Annotated in this window: 14 protein-coding genes and 1 tRNA gene; 6 read left to right on the plus strand and 9 right to left on the minus strand. The window is 48.2% G+C overall.

Features of this window, described 5'->3' with window-relative positions; all coding sequences use genetic code 11:
• Position 1: 1 nt before the first annotated feature.
• The 8 genes from K2Y22_17280 to rpmG form a co-directional block, all read right to left on the minus strand.
• Entirely contained in the window at positions 2 to 1,522 is a 1,521-nt protein-coding gene (locus K2Y22_17280; protein MBX9880215.1) for an aldehyde dehydrogenase family protein, read from the minus strand.
• A gap of 65 nt (positions 1,523 to 1,587) precedes the next feature.
• Positions 1,588 to 2,889 carry an aminotransferase class III-fold pyridoxal phosphate-dependent enzyme gene (locus K2Y22_17285; protein ID MBX9880216.1) on the minus strand — a complete coding sequence of 434 codons (1,302 nt, stop codon included), beginning with the start codon at positions 2,887 to 2,889 and terminating at the stop codon, positions 1,588 to 1,590.
• Between the two features lie 130 nt (positions 2,890 to 3,019).
• Positions 3,020 to 3,742 carry a 50S ribosomal protein L1 gene (gene rplA, locus K2Y22_17290; GenBank protein MBX9880217.1) on the minus strand — a complete coding sequence of 241 codons (723 nt, stop codon included), beginning with the start codon at positions 3,740 to 3,742 and terminating at the stop codon, positions 3,020 to 3,022.
• A gap of 121 nt (positions 3,743 to 3,863) precedes the next feature.
• Positions 3,864 to 4,286 carry a 50S ribosomal protein L11 gene (gene rplK, locus K2Y22_17295; GenBank protein MBX9880218.1) on the minus strand — a complete coding sequence of 141 codons (423 nt, stop codon included), beginning with the start codon at positions 4,284 to 4,286 and terminating at the stop codon, positions 3,864 to 3,866.
• Between the two features lie 68 nt (positions 4,287 to 4,354).
• Complete coding sequence (nusG, locus tag K2Y22_17300; protein ID MBX9880219.1) at positions 4,355 to 4,915, minus strand: transcription termination/antitermination protein NusG; 561 nt, start codon at positions 4,913 to 4,915, stop codon at positions 4,355 to 4,357.
• 22 nt (positions 4,916 to 4,937) lie between these two features.
• Positions 4,938 to 5,378 carry a preprotein translocase subunit SecE gene (secE, locus tag K2Y22_17305; GenBank protein ID MBX9880220.1) on the minus strand — a complete coding sequence of 147 codons (441 nt, stop codon included), beginning with the start codon at positions 5,376 to 5,378 and terminating at the stop codon, positions 4,938 to 4,940.
• 33 nt (positions 5,379 to 5,411) lie between these two features.
• A tRNA-Trp gene (locus K2Y22_17310) sits at positions 5,412 to 5,482 on the minus strand.
• Between the two features lie 53 nt (positions 5,483 to 5,535).
• Positions 5,536 to 5,670 (minus strand): 50S ribosomal protein L33, encoded by a 135-nt coding sequence (rpmG, locus tag K2Y22_17315; protein ID MBX9880221.1) that lies wholly within the window; start codon positions 5,668 to 5,670, stop codon positions 5,536 to 5,538.
• A 239-nt stretch (positions 5,671 to 5,909) separates the two neighbouring features.
• On the opposite strand from rpmG, the gene K2Y22_17320 reads away from it, so the two are divergent.
• The 3 genes from K2Y22_17320 to K2Y22_17330 are packed head-to-tail and all read left to right on the plus strand — an operon-like array spanning position 5,910 to position 9,347.
• Entirely contained in the window at positions 5,910 to 7,502 is a 1,593-nt protein-coding gene (locus K2Y22_17320) for a peptide ABC transporter substrate-binding protein (GenBank protein ID MBX9880222.1), read from the plus strand.
• Positions 7,502 to 8,422, plus strand: coding sequence for an ABC transporter permease (locus tag K2Y22_17325; protein ID MBX9880223.1), 921 nt, complete (start codon positions 7,502 to 7,504; stop codon positions 8,420 to 8,422). The genes K2Y22_17320 and K2Y22_17325 overlap by 1 nt, the downstream gene beginning before the upstream one ends.
• Before the next feature lies 1 nt (position 8,423).
• On the plus strand, positions 8,424 to 9,347 hold the full coding sequence (locus K2Y22_17330; GenBank protein ID MBX9880224.1) for an ABC transporter permease: 924 nt from the start codon (positions 8,424 to 8,426) through the stop codon (positions 9,345 to 9,347).
• A 1-nt stretch (position 9,348) separates the two neighbouring features.
• Here K2Y22_17330 and K2Y22_17335 read toward each other — a convergent pair whose 3' ends face one another.
• On the minus strand, positions 9,349 to 10,389 hold the full coding sequence (locus tag K2Y22_17335; protein MBX9880225.1) for an alcohol dehydrogenase: 1,041 nt from the start codon (positions 10,387 to 10,389) through the stop codon (positions 9,349 to 9,351).
• Between the two features lie 125 nt (positions 10,390 to 10,514).
• On the opposite strand from K2Y22_17335, the gene K2Y22_17340 reads away from it, so the two are divergent.
• From K2Y22_17340 to K2Y22_17350, 3 genes are all read left to right on the plus strand, one after another.
• Positions 10,515 to 10,772, plus strand: a complete 258-nt coding sequence (locus K2Y22_17340) for a type II toxin-antitoxin system Phd/YefM family antitoxin (GenBank protein MBX9880226.1) — start codon at positions 10,515 to 10,517, stop codon at positions 10,770 to 10,772.
• Between the two features lie 10 nt (positions 10,773 to 10,782).
• On the plus strand, positions 10,783 to 11,202 hold the full coding sequence (locus K2Y22_17345; GenBank protein MBX9880227.1) for a type II toxin-antitoxin system VapC family toxin: 420 nt from the start codon (positions 10,783 to 10,785) through the stop codon (positions 11,200 to 11,202).
• 203 nt (positions 11,203 to 11,405) lie between these two features.
• On the plus strand, positions 11,406 to 19,778 hold the full coding sequence (locus K2Y22_17350) for a hypothetical protein (protein MBX9880228.1): 8,373 nt from the start codon (positions 11,406 to 11,408) through the stop codon (positions 19,776 to 19,778).
• Positions 19,779 to 19,848: the final 70 nt, after the last annotated feature.

Genomic DNA, 19,848 nt, shown 5'->3' on the forward strand with positions numbered 1-19,848 from the left:
GTTATTGATTGTTGTTGTGTGTGTCGATCTGCGCTTTTTGCAGTTTGCCAGAGTAGTCGACGTAGATTGATTTCCACTCTGTGAATTGTTCGATAGCGGTGATGCCGGCTTCACGGTGACCGTTGCCGGTTTGCTTGACGCCGCCAAACGGCAACTGAATTTCAGCACCGATGGTTGGAGCGTTGATGTAAACGATGCCTGATTCCAGCTCTTCAATAGCTGTGAAGGCACGGTTTACATCTTGTGTGTACATGGACAAGGACAAGCCGTAATCGGTGCCGTTAGCTACTTGAATGGCTTCTTCAAAGGACTCAACCGGCATTACTGCGGTGATTGGTCCAAAGATTTCTTCCTGAGCAATACGCATGCCTGGTTTTACATCGGCAAATACTGTCGGCTCGTGGAAACAGCCTTTACCCATTGCGCCGTCGTCGAGGATGTTGCCGCCGACAACGAGCTTGGCGCCGTCTTTTTTACCGATATCCACATAGCTGTGAACGCTCTCCAATTGAGCTTTGCTGACGACTGGACCTACATCTACTGATGGATCTAGTCCGTTGCCAATCTTAAGTGCTTTGGTGCGGGCTTCAAAGCGCTCGAGGAATTCCTTATAGCGCTTTTTGTGAACGATGATGCGGCTGGTCGCTGTGCAGCGCTGACCGGCTGTTCCAAATGATCCCCAGAGAGCGCCTTCAACAACGAGGTCCATATCGGCATCGTCCATTACGCAGATAGCGTTTTTGCCACCTAGTTCGCACGATATCTTCTTCATCAACTCGCCGCAACGACCGGCAATTTGACGACCGACTTGTGTCGAGCCTGTTACTGAAATTACGCGTACGCGTGGATCTTCAACCAATGGCATACCGACTTTGCTGCCGGAGCCTGTAACGAAGTTGATAACACCTGGTGGTAAACCGGCATCGATCAATACTTGCACAAACATCTGAGCGCAAAGTGGTGTGTCGGTTGCCGGTTTGAAAACGATAGTGTTACCTGATACCAATGCCGGCAGAATCTTCCAGCTTGGAATAGCTACTGGGAAGTTCCATGGTGTAATGACACCAACAACGCCCATTGGTTGGCGAATTGCCATAGCGAACTTGTTACGCAATTCAGATGGCGTTGTGTGACCGAAAAGACGTCTGCCTTCACCAGCCATGTACTTAGCCATGTCGATAGCTTCTTGAACATCACCACGAGCTTCTTTGATGACCTTACCCATTTCACGGACCATTGTCTGGGCCATTTCTTCTTTGCGGGTTTCCATCAAAAGAGCTGCTTTGAGGAGGAGTTCAGCACGCTCTGGAGCTGGCGTTTTCTTCCACTCTGGGTATGCTTTAGCAGCAGCATCAACAGCAGCAGTTACATCTTCCGGTGTGGAAGCTGCAAATTGACCAACTACCTCATCGACATTGGCAGGACTTGTGCTGACGAATGTTTCGCCGCCTTTGGCCTTCTGCCATTTGCCACCAATATAGTTGCCGTGAACTTCGGTCTTTTCCAGCGTCTTTGCTGCCATTAGCTTCTCTCCTGTTTGTATGCTCCGGTCTCGCTTGTTGCTCGACCTTTGCTTATTTTTCTATTCTATGCCTTCACTGAAGCAATTGCTTTTTCAAGGATGTCGATGCCTTTGTTGGCTTCGTCATCGCTCATATTCAGAGGCGGAATCAATCTAATTACTTGCCCGTACGATCCGCAGGTGAGGACAAGTAACTTATTCTCGAAGCACTTGTCGGCGACAGCATGGGCAATTTCCTTGGATGGCTTGCCGTTCTTGTCGCTAAACTCAACGCCTATCATTAAGCCGAGACCGCGCACATCAGATACGTGCGGGTGGGACTTAGCGAATGTCGTTAATCTGTCTATGATCTTCTTGCCGAGAGTTGCTGAACGATCAACAAGCTTCTCTTCTTGGATGACGCCGATGGTGGCAAGGGCGGCAGCGCAAGAAACTGGATTGCCACCGTATGTGGAACCATGACGTGCCGGCTTCCACTGTTCGCTTATTTCGCGGCGTGTAGCAAATGCTGAAATTGGCATGCCGCCACCAATGGCTTTAGCCATGAGCATAATGTCCGGAACCGTTTGGCTGTGTTCGACTGCGAATAATTTACCTGTGCGACCAAAACCTGATTGCACTTCGTCGGCAATTAGCAATATGCCGTGGCGGTTGGCGATTTCTTTCAGCTTAGGCAGGAAGCTTGATGGTGGTACCACATAGCCGCCTTCACCAAGAACTGGCTCAACGATAATTGATGCTACTTGTTCCGGGCTGATGAACTGATTGAAGAGTACGTTGAAGTGCTCGAGGACTTCAGCAACGCAAGCTTCCGGATCATTAGGTGTGTTGGAGCGGAACACATAAGGATATGGCAGCGTGTAGACAGGTCCCGGCAATGGCTCGTAGCGCTCGCGGTAATAGAGCTTGGAGTTGGTGAGCGCGGTTGCCATAAATGTGCGACCGTGGAAAGCGCCCTTGAAGTTGATGATGCCTGGGCGTCCGGTTACGTAGCGTGCCATCTTAATGGCACCTTCTACTGCTTCAGCGCCGCTGTTGGAGAGGAAGATAGACTCTAAGCCCTTCGGAGTAATGGTGCTCAGCTTCTCGCAGAGATCAATATATGGTTTGTGGTGCGTCACAACTGACGTGTGCATCAGCGTTGCCACTTGCTTCTGTACTGCTTCTACTACTTTAGGATGGCAGTGACCGACATTGTTGACGGCAATACCGGTGCTGAAATCGAGATATGCGTCGCCATTCATGTCATAGAGGTAGGAGCCGGCGGCACGTTCAGTGACGATGTGGAAATACCTGTCCAAAACTGGATTTACGAAAGACTTGTCTTTGTCGAGGTATTGTTGGTTCTTATTCATTGTCTCTGCCATGACCATGGTTGGCTCCTTGTGTTTTTTATGTAACCTTGATTTTCTCTAAGTTTTTGTCGCCTAAAAGAAGGATCCTCGCTTTTCTTGTTTCTCAGCAAGGACCCTCCTGTTTGTTTGTGTTTGGTTTGCCTTAGCCAACCAGGTATTTGTGCAACTCCGGCAAGCGGGCAACGTCCAGCTTGAGTCCAGGACCCATGGTCGAACTCAGATAAACAGCTTTGATGTATACGCCTTTGACGGTTGGTGGCTTGATTTTTTGTACTTGTTCAAATACAGCAGCCAAGTTCTTCAGCAAGCGTGCATCGTCGAACGACATCTTGCCGATAGCCATTTGTACAACGCCGCCATCTTTCTCAGAGCGGAAGGAAACCTTACCGGCTTTGAGATCTTTGACGGCTTTGCCAACTTCTGGGGTTACGGTGCCGTCTTTCGGGTTTGGCATCAAACCGCGCGGTCCTAATACCTTACCGAGTTTGGACAACATTGCCATTGCATCAGGTGTAGCAACGAGTTTGTCGAATTCGAGGAATCCGTCGCCGATTTTGGCAACGAGTTCTTCGGCTCCGGCAAAGTCAGCTCCTGCTGCTTCGGCTTCTTTCACCTTCTCGCCTTTGGCGACGACAGCTACGCGGACTTCTTTACCGGTACCACCTGGCAGAGCCACTGTGGAACGAACAGCTTGGTCGGACATCTTGGGGTTGATACCCAGACGGAAAGCCACTTCGACGGATTCATCGAACTTAGGCTTTTTGAATTCTTTGAGGATTTTGATTGCATCTTCAGCAGCGAGCAATTCTTTGTTTGCCTGGGCAACTTTTTCGAGTTGCTGTTGACGCTTTGTTGGCTTTGGCATTGTGTGGTCCTTTTGTTTTCTGGTGTGTGTAGTGCTCAGGCTTTCGCCCTCGCTTCATTCCATTTTTCGCTCGGTTCGAGATTGTTATTCACAACCCTTGCCTTGCTTCCAGATGGTTTGGTTATTCCTGGACGGTGAGACCCATATTGCGGGCGGTACCTGCAATCATGCGCTCTGCTGATTCGATTGTTGTGGCGTTCAAATCAGGTAATTTGATCTTGGCGATTTCAGTGATTTTGGCTTTGCTGATCGAACCAATTTTGGTTTTGTTCGGTGCAGCAGAACCCTTCTCGACGTTAGCAGCCTTCTTCAAAAGTTCAGCAGCTGGTGGGGTCTTTAAGATGAAATCGAATGAACGATCTTCGTAAACCGAGATTTCTACCGGGATAACGGTTCCGGCTTTGTCCTGCGTCTTGGCGTTGTACTCTTTGCAGAATTGCATGATGTTGACGCCGTGTTGACCCAGAGCTGGACCAATAGGCGGTGCTGGGTTGGCTTTGCCAGCCTGAATCTGTAACTTGATTTTACCTACTACCTTTTTCACTGCTCTAGATCCTTATATTGCGAACGGACATTGATCTTATGGCCCAAACGGGCTTAAAGACTATAGATTTACACTTTTATAACCTGGTTAAACTCTAGTTCCACTGGGGTTGCGCGACCAAAGATGATGACGGATGCCTTCAAGCGCTCGCGCTCCAGATTGACTTCGGTGATTTCACCAGTAAAGTCGGCAAACGGTCCGCCTGTAATACGGACGAAGTCGCCAACCTTGACATCGATGACGGCTGTCTTTTTGCCTTTGCCACCGGTGACTGCCATTTGGCGGCGCAAGATTTTGCGGATTTCAGCATCTTGTACTGGAATCGGCTTCTTGCCTGCACCGACATATTTGGTGACGCCAGGAGCTTCGCGTACGACTCTCCAAGAATCGTCATCCAAAATCATTTCAACAAACACATAGCCAGGGTACTCGCGCTCTTTCTTCTCGACGCGCTTTCCTTCCTTGACCTTTGTTACAAGCTTCTCGGGAACAATGACACCGAAAATCTTGTCGGATGCGCCCATGGTGACGATGCGCTTTTCGATGTGCTCTTTTACTTTGTTCTCGTGACCCGATGCTGTTTGTACTGCGTACCAGCGGCGCTGACCATCACTCTTTATGAATGCCATCTAACTGCTCCAAAATTCCTAACTAACTACGTGTAAGCCCGCCGCCGAGCATGCGAGACCAGTGCTCCAGCGGACCAAAAACTGCATGTCCCAAGACCCAGTCAAAACTGAGGACCATGAGAGTGATGACTGTGACCAAGAAGATGACGGAATACGTTTCGCGAATTACCTGGGCTCGTTCCGGCCAGGTGATTTTCTGGAACTCAATTAACACTTCTTTTAGAAACTGGCGAATGTCTTTGATGGACTCGCCTACTGGAGCGTCATCGTCGCCTTTCTTCTTTTTCTTCTTGTCGTCGCCCTTGCCCAGTGCGTCGCCCACGAGCTTCTGCATGGGACTGACGCCTTGTTTGCCGCCGGATTTACTGTTTTTTGCTGACTTAGAGCCGCCGTCCTTGCCCTTAGCCTTCGTGGCTTCGGCGTCATCGGCTATTGCGTTCTGGCCCTTTTTCTTTTCTGCCATTTGTTTGCTTCAATCCGGAGGTAATGTGAGACTCGCGCCCTGAAGGAATCGAACCCTCGCTAACGGTTTTGGAGACCGCTGTTCTACCGTTAAACTAAAGGCGCACAATAGCGTGATTGTGCCAAAGGCACGACATCACGCGCGAGTGAGCCCAAGCTTATTTCTTGGTCTCTTTATGCTCTGTGTGCGAACGGCACCAGCGGCAATACTTGGATAGACTGATTCTTTCCGCGTCGTTTCTCTTGTTTTTCATGGTGGTGTAATTGCGTCTTTTGCAATCACCGCAAGCCATCGTAACAATGATGCGGTCGTCCTTCTTGGCCACGGGATTATCTCCTTAGGTTCTTAAACTCTGAAAACCGGCTGGGGTTCCAATTTTTCGGTTGATTGGAAAATCAACCAGAAAAAAAAGACCTCCTGCGAGGCGTCCAGTTAAGTATATCCAAACTTCGAAAATAATGTCAATTCAACTTATATGCAAACTGGCTAAGCCTTATGAAAAATCAATAATTGGCGCTAAAATTAAGCCTGATGAAGTTCCTCTTACCATTGTTGGCTGTTGCTCTTATCCTGGTCCTTGTCGGTGCCGGGTGGAATCAAAAGGCGGTAAAACCCGAAGCTGGCTGTTTGCGGATCAACTTAGGTACCGAACCGCCCAGTTTGGATTGGTCGGTAACCGTCGATAACTATTCGTTTGATGTGATTGCCAACTTGATGGTTGGCTTGACGCAGTATCGCAACAATTTGACATGTAAGCCTTCGGTTGCCTCGTCTTGGGAAGTGCTCGATGGCGGCAAGCGCTATGTCTTTCACTTGCGCAAAGACGTCGTTTGGACAGACGGCAAGTCTGTGACGGCGCATGATTTTGTTTATGCCTGGCGACGAATGCTCACGCCGGCAACTGCTGCTCAAAATGCTTTTCTCTTTTACGATGTCATAAATGCCTATGAGTTCAACACAGGCAAGATAAAAGACTTCCAGCAAGTTGGCATAAAAGCGCAGGATGATTACACGTTGGAAGTAAAGTTGCGCAGGCCGGTTGCTTACTTCATCAACATCACTGCGCTGTCCCCGGCTTTTCCGTTAAGACAAGACATTGTTGAGCGTTATGGTGACAGTTGGTGTGAACCAGGACACATTGTTACCAATGGACCATTTTTACTAACTAAATGGCAGCATGAATACAAAATTGAATTGGCTGCCAACCCGCGTTTCTTTGAAGGAGAGCCAAAGCTCAAGAAAATAAAGTATTTCATGGTACCGGAGCCATCAACCGCACTCGCACTCTATGAAAATGGCGAATTGGATTTTATTGATAATCGCAGTTTCCCAACACCTGATGTTGAACGCTATCGCACTTCGCCTGAGTATCACAACTATCCTTTGCTGAGAAATAACTATGTTGGTTTCAATGTCACAAAGAAACCGTTTGATAACAAGCTAGTGCGTCAAGCATTCTCTGCTGCAATTGATCGCGACGTATTTCCGAAAATCTTGCGCCGAAAGGAATTCCCCAGCTCTTGCTGGATACCGCCTAGTCTTATGGGTTACGATCCAAACTCTGGACCGAGGTTTGATGCCGCCCGTGCACAAAAGCTCCTTGCTGATGCAGGATATCCCGATGGGAAGGGTCTGCCTCCAATTACGTTTCTCTATCCGCAGCGCGAAGATGTGCGTTTAGTAGTCGAAGCCATGCAAGACCAGCTTAAGAAGAATCTGCATGTAAATGTAGAGTTGATCAATCAAGAATGGAAAGTATTTCTGGCTACTTGTCGCAATGATGCTCCGCAAATGTATCGTTCGTCCTGGGGTGCGGATTATCCTGATCCAGAAACTTTCATGAGCAATTTCACTAGCCGCAATGGCAACAACCACACGCGCTGGAAGAATAAAGCATATGACGATTTGGTTGAAAGAGCCGGTGGTGAACCCAATCAAGCAAAACGTGCGGCGCTGTATAAGGAAGCAGATACTCTGCTGTGCAAAGAAGAATCACCGCTTATTTGCACGTACTTGGCTAGTCAAAATATTCTCGTTCGTCCATGGGTAAAGGGACTTGAATTTAACGCCATGGATTTGCAGTTTTTCAAGTCTGCCTATATTGAAACCAAAGGATTTGAATAATGTTGGCGTTGGTTCTTAAGCGAATAGTCTGGGCGATACCGGTGCTGTTTATCGTAGCCACGATATCGTTCGGCTTGATGCGCATAGTTCCTGGCGGTCCATTCGATGAAGAAAAGTCATTGCCTCCGGAGATTATTGCCAACATCAAAGCAAAATACCATTTGGATAAGCCAATCCCTGAGCAGTACATCATTTATATGAGCCGGTTGGTTAAAGGCGACATGGGTGTTTCTTATAAGTACGTCAATCGCACCGTCAACGATATTCTTGGTGATGCGTTTCCAGTATCGCTTGAGCTTGGTCTATTAGGATTAGCTTTGGCGATTGTAATCGGTGTGCCTTTAGGAACCATTGCTGCTGTTAATCGGGGAAGTAAGCTTGATTTTCTATCTATGCTTATTGCAACAGTGGGAATTTCTGTCCCGGGATTTGTGACTGGTGCGCTTTTGATTTTAGTCTTTGGACTCTGGTTGAAGCTGGCGCCTGTTGCGTTGTGGGAGTCCTTCAGGCATATGCTGTTGCCGGCGCTCACTCTAAGTTTGTCGCCTGCTGCTTACTTGGCTCGACTAACAAGAGCCAGTGTGCTGGAAGTAATGGAAAAAGATTATGTGCGAACAGCTCGCTCGAAAGGATTGTCGTCCAGCAAGACAATCGTGAAACATGTTCTGAGAAATGCGCTTGTGCCTGTGCTTACAGTGCTGGGACCGTTAACGGCAATCGTCATTACCGGCTCATTTGTCGTTGAATATATGTACGCAATTCCGGGTATGGGTAGATTTTTCATTACTGCCGTATCCAATCGTGACTACGACTTGATCATGGCGACCACTCTAATATTTGCGGTACTGCTTGTCATAGCCAATACGATTGTTGATGTTCTCTACACGGTTCTCGATCCAAGAATGCAGGTGAAGGGGTAAGATGTCCAATCTTGAACAGTTATCCATAGAACCTGCCGGCGGGCCGGAAGAAGTCACTAAGCGTATCGAGAGCGGCAATCCAGTCATTACCGCTTGGAGAAGACTAAAGAAAATCCCAACGGCTGTCGTTGCGTGGGTAATAATTTCCCTGATGTTGGCATTGGCAATTGCTTCGCTTTTAGGCGTGCCGTTAACTCCATATTCTTTTGATCAAACAAGTACGACTCTACTGGCTGATCCTAGTTGGCAGCATTTGATGGGCACGGATGAATTGGGGCGCGATGTTCTCACTCGTGTTATTTACGGCTCACGCTTGTCTATAAGCATCGGAATAACAACTGCCTTGGTGGCGCTAGTAATTGGCACGGTCTATGGAGCAACCGCCGGATACTGCGAAGGCAAAGTTGATTCATTCCTCATGCGCGGTGTCGACATCGCCTATTCATTGCCTGACTTGTTGGTGATGATTTTAGTCGGAGTTCTTGTTGGTCGCGGCACGCAAGGGATTCTGTTCGCGCTTGCTTTAGTGAGTTGGATGGGTACAGCAAGATTAGTCCGAGCGCAATTCATGCAGTTGAAGCACGAGGAATTCATCGAAGCGGCTCGTGCCTGCGGTCAACCAGTGCTTCCTCTTATATGCAAACACTTCTTGCCCAATGCCATGGGACCAATTATCGTTGCCCTCACATTTATTGTTCCATCGGCAATTCTCTCCGAATCCACATTGAGCTTCATCGGGTTAGGTCTTTCACCGCCCGCCTGTAGCTGGGGCACACTTGCTGCGGATGGTTGGCGCTCGTTACGCACTCATCCGCATTTGATTCTTTTTCCGAGCCTATTTATTTTCCTGACTGTGCTGTCGTTCAACTTCTTGGGCGATGGACTGCGTGACGCCCTCGATCCGCGAACGAGATTGAAAAAGTAGATTAATCGGGCTGCGTAATTACCACGCGGAATCTTGCTTCACCACTCATCATGCGCTCGTATGCTTCTTGAGCCTGATCGAACGGATACTCTTCGATCATTGGTCTTATGTCGAAGCGTGCTGAGAATTCCAGACATTCCTCGGAGTCTTTTGCCGTTCCGCTGGGCCAGCCCATAATCTGTTTTCTGCCACCGATGAGTTGAATGGGGGAAATATTTAGGGGCTCTGTATCCGCACCAACTATTACCATTTTGCCGCCGATTGTTAGTGCATCAACCCATGGCGACATTGCCTTTGAGCTGGCAGCAGTTGCAAGAATGACTTTGGCGCCGCCAATATTTTTCAATTTTCTTACGGCGTCTTTGCTCTCCGAATTGATGTATAAATGCGCGCCTAGATTGCCTGCAAATTCCGCTTTGTCATCGCCGCGTGCGATTGCAACAGTGTAGAAACCCATTTTGTTAGCGAATTGAACGGCTAAATGTCCTAGTCCACCAATCCCAATTATGGCTACTACATCGCCACCTTTTGCTCCGGAATGGCGCAAGGCATTGAATGTTGTTACGCCGGCGCAAAGCAAGGGTGCAGCATCGGCAAAATCCAATTCGTCCGGTATTAATGCACACACCGATTCGGAAAAAATTGCGTATTGGGCGTACCCGCCGGCAATTGAAATGCCCGGCGTTTTCAGCAGACTGCAAGATATGAAATCACCGCTGCGGCAAGCGGCGCACTCACCACAATGTCCGCCATGCCAGCCGACGCCGACGCAATCACCCGGTTGCAGACGTTTCACATCCGGTCCGACGCTTTCAACGGTTCCGGCAATTTCATGTCCGGGACAAACTGGATATTTTAGTCCGGGGAAGTGTCCATCCATGGCAAAACTATCGCTGTGACAAATTCCACAGGCTGCTACTTTGACAAGTACCTGATCGCCTTGCGGTATTGGATACCTAACTTCTCGAACAGAAAAACTACTCTCCGGTTTGTCCAAAAAAATTGCTTTTCCTATGTGTTCGGTTTGTTTGGTGTTTGGCATGCTTAGTCCTCTCAGCAGAGCAAATTAGATTAGCAGGCTTCCTGCGTCTGTCTAGATTTTGAGCATCTTGACAGGGTTGTTCGAAAATTATATAATCTAGACAGTCTAGACAGGAGTAATCTTCCATGTGGCAACTTCAAGAAGCTAAAAATCGCTTGTGCCAGCTTGTTGATGAGGTTCAAAAGAAAGGGCCTCAAGTCATTACACGCCGAGGGACTGAAGTTGCTGTTTTGCTTTCTTACAACGATTTCTTGAAGCTCAAGGGAAAGAAAGTAAATGAAAAGAAGCAGAGTCTAGCTGAGTTTTTGATGGCATCTCCACTTGCAGGAAGTGGTATCAAGATTGAAAGAGATAAAAGCTTAGGCAGGGAAATAGAGTTGTGAGATTCAAGAAATGAGTTTTCTTCTTGATACGTGTGTAGTTTCTGAATTTGTGGCGCCTCGCCCTAACCAAGCTGTCACAAAATGGCTTCACGATTTGGTAGAAGAGTCCGCTTATCTTAGTGTCGTTACCATCGGCGAGATTCGACGTGGAATAAGTCGAACACCAAGTGTAAAGCGGCGCGATATGTTAGCCAAATGGTTACACGAGGAATTGCTAATCCGTTTTGATAATCGGATATTGCCACTTGATACCGGCGTTCTGCTCGATTGGGGCGAGTTTACCGGCAGTCTCGCAAATGAAGGAAGACCGATGCCAATAATGGACTCATTGATAGCGGCAACAGCAGTCCACCATGGACTTACCGTCGTCACTCGGGACACTGAAGACTTTAGTAGAGCGCGCGTTCGGGTTTTCAATCCATGGAAATGATGTGTGTGAAATCCCTGCTTTGCTGGGTGTAACTCAAATACTCATGGATTAAAAAGGCTGCCGTCAGATAAGAAAAAAGCCGGCTGTCAATAGCTAAATGATAAAATAGACATATATTTTCGACCTTGGCGGGGTCGTGGTGGAGTTGCGGCCGATTTGTCCTCGGCACCAATTGGGTGCTTGTTTCAGGCGTTGGAGGGCGAGTGAGAAACGTACTAGTTGCCGTCTTGGTATTGGCTTTGAATTGGCTTCAGTGCCCAATTCTGGCGCAAGAAATACCTGTTGACCCCGTACCGGATGCTAGCTTGGCTGCCCAGAGCGCAGCGGCGACTGCGCCTGATGCTGGGCTGAATTTGAATTTGTCCTCAACTGTCGCCTCGATGACGGCTCCAACATCCATGACCAATCCTGTCAACGTTAATTTGGGCGGTGTGCTTACGTCCATTGCGCCTGGCAGTGCTGTTACGCCTGCGCAAATGGTTGCCCTTCATCAGATAATGCGAACGGGTGTGCAAAGCCTGGTTCTGGACAGCATGGGAGCAGCGCAGGGTGGCACTATGACCATTGGTAGCCATTTGGGTTCGATGCTGGGCTCGCTTACTATTCCGTCAGGAGTCACGGTTTTGTCCAATGCAGCTTCTGCTGGCGCCATCAATCTGACCGGTAATCTTGTAAATTCAGGCAGCTTTTATTTGTACTCAACAAACGCTGCGACAACGTCTGCTTCAGTTAGTGCTCTCAATATTTTCAATAATCAGGGAGCAATGCTATCGACGGTTTTGCCATCTACCTTGCAGGCGAGTTTGCCTTCAGCATTGTCCAGCTTGAACCTGAACCTAAGCGCTATCAACAACATTGTGAATGCCGGAACAATTGCCAGTTCCGGCAATTTAAATCTTTATGCCGGAGGCTCCATTACCAACGTCGGAGCTAATGCAGTCATGCAAGCGATGCAGTCTCTGGCACTCACCTCAATGGCAGGAAATATAACCAACGCCGGATTAATGGCCGCTACTTACGGAAACATCAACGTCAATGCGGCACAAATTACAAACATGACGGTGAATAATCTTGGCGGCGTGATGCAAGCTTTGAATGGTTCAATCAACTTTCGCGATCAGGCATATGCCGGTGCGGCAAATATTTCTTTGCTTGGCGGTGACTATCTATCAAAGGTGTTGAATCTCCATGGCGGACAAGGCACTGTTGATTTGAATGTCGGTAATGTGACTGGTGTTTTGAATGCGTGGGGACAATGTGTACGCATGACTGTTGATGCGCCGGTTTTGCAATTGGGTACCATCAATGCCACTGGCGATCCGTATGTCGTGGTGACTGGCGATTTGAATTTAAATTCAGTTGTTTCTGCTCCTTACTTAGTAGCGATTGCCGGACAAAACATCTTCACCTCTCAGACAAATACCCAATTAATAACCAATGGAGGCAATCTCGTTTTGGCCGCCGGTGCCGTGGCGGTTGATGCCTCCGGCTCTTGTGCTAACTGCATAAACATAGATAGGTCGGAGTCCGGTGGCGATATCTTCTTGACCGCAGGTAGAAATTTCGGGCCTTTTGCCAGTCAAAATATCCAGGCTATTGATACAAGCAGCGGTTCCGGCAAGGGAGGCAACTTAACTCTAATTGCATTCGCTGATTATGAAACCGGACAAACGCGAGGAGGTCATGTTGCTCTGGCACCCGGAGTAATTGTACGGACTAATGGTATCGGCGCGTCAGCAAATGGAAATGTGACTGTCGTTGCTGAAGCTGCCGGCGGAATGGCTATTGGAATGGGTGGTATCAATACACCGGCTTCTTCTTTTGGTGCAGGTGGTGGTGGCATTGTTGCTTTGAATGTTGCTACACCAAATGCCGGGCCCGGCGGGCCGACTGTGGACACCGCCAACGGCAATGTCGTTGGTTTGTTCACATCGAATAATTTGCAAAACGGATCAATATTAGTAGGACAGATTGTGACTGGTGGAGCATTTGCCGATGCAACGCATACAGCAGGAACCGTCAACATCTCGACAGCCGGAGCGATTAACACAGGGCTCATAAATGCAGCCGGTGCTGCCGGTACCGGTGCCCCGCGCAATACGGCTTTCAACGGCAACGCTCAATGGGGTGGTAACGGCGGTAACGGTAGCAATGTAACCCTGATAGCAGGTGGACCGATCACTACGCAATCAATTCTCTCTTTTGGAGGAGGAGGTGGTGGCGGTGCCGGGGCGAGTGCCAACACTTCACTAGTTGGTGGCGAGGGAGGCAGCGGCGGCTCGGGCGGTAACATTTATCTTGGTACAACCAGCACTACCGGCAATACAATTTTCGTCACGGGTGATGTTAATTCATCAGGCGGTGGCGGAGGAGGCGGCGGTGGTGGTTCTGTAACCGATGGCTTCAATCTACAAAGTGGCCCCGGCGGTGACGGTGGTGTCGGCGGTGATGCTGGTACGATCACGATTTCTGCTCCTTCTGCAGTATCCGTTACGGGAGGCTTGTACGCCGTCGGAGGTGGCGAAGGTGGTGCTGGAATGGTTGGAGCGATACTCAGTTTTGATTCGCCCGGCGGAGGAGGCGGTGGTGGCGGCGGGAGTTTTGGCGGTCCAGGAGGAGGTGGTGGCGGCGGATCAGGCAGGAGACGAACTGGCGGTAGCGCCAGTGAATCCGGAAAGGGTGGCGGCAGCGGTATTAGCTATGACGGAGCTGGATTTGGTGAAGATGGTCTGTATACGACGACGCTTAGCTTTCAGTGGGGCGGCGCCGGTGGAGGCGGTGGTGGCTACTCCCAGGACTTTTCCCATATCCCTCAGGGTGTAGGCGGCGGCGGTGGGCTTAGCGGCGGCTTTAGCGGTGTGGCCCTATTACCTCCCGGTGAAAGTGGCTTTAATGCCGGTGGTGCCGGTGAGTCAGGCACCTCGAACGCGATCTCCTTGCATGTTGACGCAGTGAGTGTAGGCGGCGTAATTAATTCAAAGAATAGTTCGGTTGAATTTATTCCCTATCGCGCAACAGGCGTTATTTTTGGAGGAAGTGGTTCGACTCCTTCAGTGCTCTACCTTGATAGTGCTTTGCTCTCGAATATTACTACCGGCGTTTTAACTGTCGGCTCACCCACTTATGCCGGCGGTATTTTTGTGGCTGCGGCGACAAGCGTTCCATATAACTTGACTTTCTTGACGGATTCATCAGGTGGCGTTGAGACGATTTCAGGCGTTCTTTCAACAAATACTCTTGCAATAAACTCTGGCTATATCGGCAATGCGTTGCAGCCGTTGCTCGTTTCTGTGCCCAACTTGAGTGCAAGATCCTCAAGCGGAGACGTCTATATACAAGACAACACGAGCGTGAATTTATTTAACTCTGGTGTAGCAACATCAGGAATAATAATCGATTTTCATATTTTGGTTCCCACTACAGGCAGTTCAATCACAATTCAGTCGCCAATCGTTATCGATGGTGCCGGAGGGAAGATTGATTTATCCGCTGATGGTGACATCATCGACACATCCGGTTCAGCCTTGCAGGCGGACAACATTATACTCTCAGGTAATCATGTAGGAGATGTTGATCATCCGATTTATATAGCAGCCGGTTCCGGAAACGTTGTTAACTTATCACTTAATTCTGCCGATGATTATATTGTCGATGCAAATCCTGGCGAAAACATCAATATTGGAGCTATTACATCGACAGGACCAGTGTTCATATTGGAAAACGGTTCAATCACAGTATCTGGGCCGATTTCGACTAACGGCACTGTGACGTTAGCTTCAATTTTAGGAAGTAACGGTTCGATTATTGTCAATGACACCATTACTGCGCATGACAAAATTCGCCTCACTGCTGATGGAACAGGAACAATGGATATTAATGCCGGCATATTATCCAATAATGCGGACATTATTCTCTCGGCTGCCAATATTGTAGCGACAAGTACTATCGATGCCGGTACCGGCGCTGTTAGACTAATTCCCTCTACGAATGAACCAATTGTTGTGAATGGTTTGTCGGTTGGTCCGGCGGGGACATTTTATGCAACGAGTAGTTTACTAAATGCAATTACAGCTGATCGAGTGATTATTGGTTTACCTAGTTCACAGGGAGCCACTTCGTTAGCTGCACCGCTAAATCTTGGTCTGGGTGGCTATGAGTTTGATCTTGCCTTCGCAAGCGGCGGACCATTTCAGGCAAATAGTCAACCCATATTCTCCAATGGTAAATCGTTAACCATAGCAGCAGGTTCCAGTCTTGACTTGCATACCGTGCGCGTCATTAATGGGGCTGCTGTTTTTGTCTCGCGTGGAAATATCAACTTTGTAGCGATTGATACATCTTCCACTGTGGGCGATGGAGGCAATATCGTAGCGGTTGCTGGTGCGGATTACACAAATGATGGTGACAAAATTACCGTAATCGGGTCTTCACCTTCGGGCGGTTCAATTGTACAGAATTTTGGCTCAAACGCTTTAAGGTCATCCAGCACTGTCGGCAAAGGTGGCGATATTACTCTTGTTGCTTTTGCTACCATGCTGAGTGCGCTTGACGGTACCGGAAGAATTACCTTGCACCCCTCGGTAACCGTGGAGAGTCAAGGTGCTGGCGCAGACAGTGGCGATGTTATGATAATTGCCAATGGTGGTGGATCCGCTATCAATTTAGGTTCAATTAGAACTGCTGGTGGTACTGCCGGCTCTGGAAACATCAACATTTCAGCGACCGATCCGATGGGATGGCCGCCTACACCAACTCCAGTTGATATAAATACACAGACTGGTGTCACTAGCGCTTCTTTCTGTTGCGGTCCAGCTTCGTTTGGTTCGATTAGTATTAACACTATTACAGGTGTGGGTGAAAGCAATGTTACGGTGATGGCGGGTAATTTCTTGCATATTACTCAAGTAGTTCTTGATGGCGGACCAGGTCAAAACGGCGGTCACCTTCAACTTGCAGCTGGTGCGTCTGGAATAGCAGCACCACGGGCATTTATAATTGGTAGCTTTGCTGTCAACGGAGTGGACAACATATCACTGCAGCCAGGTGTAAATGCTACTCAATATGGCACAGTCTCAGTCAGTAATAATGGCAATATCAATGTTAACCAACTAATACGAGCAGAAACAATATTTATGGTCACCGGATTTTCAGGTGGTCCTGCGGCTGGTTTTATAAAAGATATAAGCGACGGCGCTCCTGGCTCGACCTGGCTGCAAGCAAATACTATTCAGTTGGCTACATTTGGCACGGGTCTACTCGATAACCATATCGGTGTGTCTATAGCTAGCAACGGCAATGCGAGTGTACGTTTACAGGCGATAAGTGGTAATGACAATCTCAGCATTCGAAGTGCATCCAATGTGGATGTATTTATAACTTCAAGTGCCGGCAATGACAAAGTATTCAGTCTGACCACAACTTCCGGCAGCAATGCTTCGATAATTATTAACCACGACATAATTGTCAGCGGCCCTGTCGGCACGATCAATCTTACTGCCGATGGATCGGGCACCATAACCCGTCCTAATTATCAGGGCACTTTGTTTGCGCATACGGTCAATCTAACAAGTAGTTCGGGCGATTTAGGAACCGACGCTTCACACATTGATATGCAATCTCCGGACTTTCATTTCAGCACGACTGGCAGTGTTTTCTTGGATTCTGTGGGACCAATTATCCTGCCTGTTGTAAGCATGTCCGCTTCGCAGAAATTTGCCTTTACGACAAGATCGGACGTCAATGGTGATGCCTCCATAACGCTTGTAAGCAATGGCAGTAATCCGACAATTCAGGCAGGAACAGTAAAACTCTCCCATCAATCAGGAAATAATACCGGTTTTCTCATTCAGCAAGCCCCAGGCACCATTGCTTCTATCTCTGCCATCAATTTATCGCTGGACGGTGGCTCGAATGTAACCATTACAAATAAATTGGATAACACCGGCGTTCACTTAACTTTCGGCCACACCAATTCCACTTCCAATGTGACAAGTATCGGTAATGTTTACTTGGCCGGATCTGCTGGTTCCGGGGGCGATTTCACATTGACGGCCAAACCTGATGCATTAGGCAATGCCAATATTGGCGCTGATCCGGGAGTGTTTTTCCACATGCCTAAAACCAATATTACACTTATAACAACCGGGGCTATGTCTACTATCAATACAAACCAGCTGGCTACATCGAGTGGTACTGGCGGCGGCAATTTGCGTTTGGTTACGCAAGGCGGGGACATTACCACTGGTGATATCTTCACTGATAACTTGCAACAGATTTTTAGTGGTTCAGGAACTCCTCCCAATCATGCGGGCAATGTTGAAATTACAACTGGTACTGGAAGCATCAATGGCGGCAATATTGTCGTGGGTAATATTAAAGCGAGTTCTTATACTTTCGATTCTAATCTCGCTTCGTTCTTTCCAAATGGATCTAATGGAAAGGGCGGAGACGTAACGCTGACGTCTCAGGGTGCCACATCATCGGGTTATATACAGACTGGAACAATCAGAACGGAAGGAGATAAGGGTGCTGGCTCAGTTAATCTAATCAGTGAATTTTCCTCTGTAACAACAAATGCGATTACATCATTCAATGGAGCGCGCCTGATCGGCTTTTCTGGTGTTATGCCGGGATTAAATGGTGGGGACGTCAATTTAACGGCTGGTACAAATATTACAGTCAACGGTGCAATTGACAGCCACGCATCGTACTTTGTGCCTGGCGGAAGCCCAGTCGTGGCTAGGACAAATGGCGTTGGTGGCAATGTGCATCTTGTAGCTAATGGTTCAAACGTCGCGACCGGTTCTATTCTGGTCACTGGTGACATTATTACTATTGGTGATCTCGGATCGGGTAATGTCGTAATAGAAAGTCGTGGCGGCAATATCAGCCTGCAAAACATTCACGCTGAAAATTTCCATAGGATCTTTAATGGTGTAACACACGTCGTTGGTTCTGTGACAATTGCAACGGGAACTCCTATTGTTAATGGTGGTAGCATCGTTGTCGGCAGCATAAATACAAGTTCACGTCCGCTTACTATTAACGTGGGTGACATCGGCGGAGATGTAACTTTGTCTTCGACGGGAAATGATCCGGCTTTAGGATCAATAACAATAAACGGCGATATTGATACCATTGGTGTTAACGGCAATGGTAAAGTTCAAATAACGACAAGGGCGGGTAATGTGGTGCACGCTGCCGGTGAGATAAAGGCAGGCTTGTTAAGTTTTGACAGCAACACTGGGAACTTTGGTTCTCGACCGGGCTTGGGTGGTCGGGCCATTACGACTGCGATATCAAGCCTTGAGTTCAGCACTGTGGGCGATGTCTATATTAACCAAACTGGTGATTTGATTATTGATTCATCTTCTGCCAGTAGCTTTCCATTTAATTCAAGAGTGGAAATTTCTTCCACAGGATCGATTTTTCTCAACGGCTTCATTGGTTTTGCGCAATTCTTAACCTTAGTATCTGGCGCTGATATCTTAAATACCCCTTCAATGTCCGGTCAGTTTACTTTGGCTGCAGACTACATAACACTTCAGGCAGCCGGAACAATCGGCACGGTTAGCGATCCTCTAAGAATACGTACGTTTTTGGGTTATACTGCTTCCAATCCTAATTACATTGATGAACAATTTTATTCCCCACTTCCTTTACCACCGCCGCCGCCTCCTCCATTACTAGGACAGTCGCCGGAGACGTTACAGGATATTTTCGAGTCCAGTGTTTTTGCCAACGAAATCAACGATGTGCAGACATTGGGCCAAACAGGCGCCAGTCTCGAGCACCAGTTAGTGGGGAATTCCAACGTGAACTACCTTCAAGGTGGCCAGCAGGTAGCGCTGGATGTGCAAATGGGTAACAGCCACGGGCTCGCCAATACGATTAATTCCGCAAATTTCATAGGGGATTCCGGTCATGACTTGCCGGGCAATCAACCTACGACAGACAACCAAGCCCTTGGGCAAAGTTTTTCTTATTGCGATGCTGCTGAATTCAATTCAAATTCTGTAGGGCAAATGCAGTCTCATGGAGCATCGATTGGTTCATCGACGGTAGGCAATCTATGTGTATTGCAACAAGGCAATTTTGTGTTTCAGCCGCACGCAGATATTACCGTGCAGGTGCAAGAAGGTAGTGTTGAAATTCCAACCGGCGCAACAGTTTTGGTTATGGAAACAGGCAATGATGTCGCCGTATTTGACATTAGCGATGGTCCGAAAGGTCGTGTTCGTGTGAAGTCGGGCAACAAGATAATTACGATGTCGCCAGGAAAGCAAGTCGTGTTAACAAGACAATTAGATGCGGACTTCGACAAGATAAATCCATCGAAACTTATAGGCTACAAAAACCCGAAGAGCCAATTGGTGGCAGACGACATTCGTGCTTATTCAGCCGACTTCTCGCTGCCGTCTGTGATGATGAGCGTTGCCCCAATGAAGCGCCTGCTTACATCAGACAGCCCGGCCGACAGAAAACTTGTCCAGCGCATGATCAAAAACGCTGTAGTCTTGTCTATGCTGCCATCGAAATCAGGACCATTTAAGACGTCTGGAAATAGTCATCCATAGGCAGTTGTCAAAAGTTTGTCACGAAACGATAGAACTTCACTCTTTGACCAGATTACAAGCGTAATTGCGC

It is taken from the genome of Candidatus Obscuribacterales bacterium, assembly GCA_019744775.1.
Classification (GTDB): domain Bacteria; phylum Cyanobacteriota; class Vampirovibrionia; order Obscuribacterales; family Obscuribacteraceae; genus SBAT01.

What these genes read in the sequence shown, in the direction of transcription:
- K2Y22_17280 (MBX9880215.1), bottom strand. Translation starts at nt 1,522, where the DNA reads ATGGCAGCAAAGACGCTGGAAAAGACCGAAGTTCACGGCAACTATATT.
- K2Y22_17330 (MBX9880224.1), top strand. Translation starts at nt 8,424, where the DNA reads ATGTCCAATCTTGAACAGTTATCCATAGAACCTGCCGGCGGGCCGGAA.
- K2Y22_17325 (MBX9880223.1), top strand. Translation starts at nt 7,502, where the DNA reads ATGTTGGCGTTGGTTCTTAAGCGAATAGTCTGGGCGATACCGGTGCTG.
- K2Y22_17345 (MBX9880227.1), top strand. Translation starts at nt 10,783, where the DNA reads ATGAGTTTTCTTCTTGATACGTGTGTAGTTTCTGAATTTGTGGCGCCT.
- secE (MBX9880220.1), bottom strand. Translation starts at nt 5,378, where the DNA reads ATGGCAGAAAAGAAAAAGGGCCAGAACGCAATAGCCGATGACGCCGAA.
- K2Y22_17340 (MBX9880226.1), top strand. Translation starts at nt 10,515, where the DNA reads ATGTGGCAACTTCAAGAAGCTAAAAATCGCTTGTGCCAGCTTGTTGAT.
- K2Y22_17320 (MBX9880222.1), top strand. Translation starts at nt 5,910, where the DNA reads ATGAAGTTCCTCTTACCATTGTTGGCTGTTGCTCTTATCCTGGTCCTT.
- rplA (MBX9880217.1), bottom strand. Translation starts at nt 3,742, where the DNA reads ATGCCAAAGCCAACAAAGCGTCAACAGCAACTCGAAAAAGTTGCCCAG.
- nusG (MBX9880219.1), bottom strand. Translation starts at nt 4,915, where the DNA reads ATGGCATTCATAAAGAGTGATGGTCAGCGCCGCTGGTACGCAGTACAA.
- rpmG (MBX9880221.1), bottom strand. Translation starts at nt 5,670, where the DNA reads ATGGCTTGCGGTGATTGCAAAAGACGCAATTACACCACCATGAAAAAC.
- K2Y22_17335 (MBX9880225.1), bottom strand. Translation starts at nt 10,389, where the DNA reads ATGCCAAACACCAAACAAACCGAACACATAGGAAAAGCAATTTTTTTG.
- K2Y22_17285 (MBX9880216.1), bottom strand. Translation starts at nt 2,889, where the DNA reads ATGGCAGAGACAATGAATAAGAACCAACAATACCTCGACAAAGACAAG.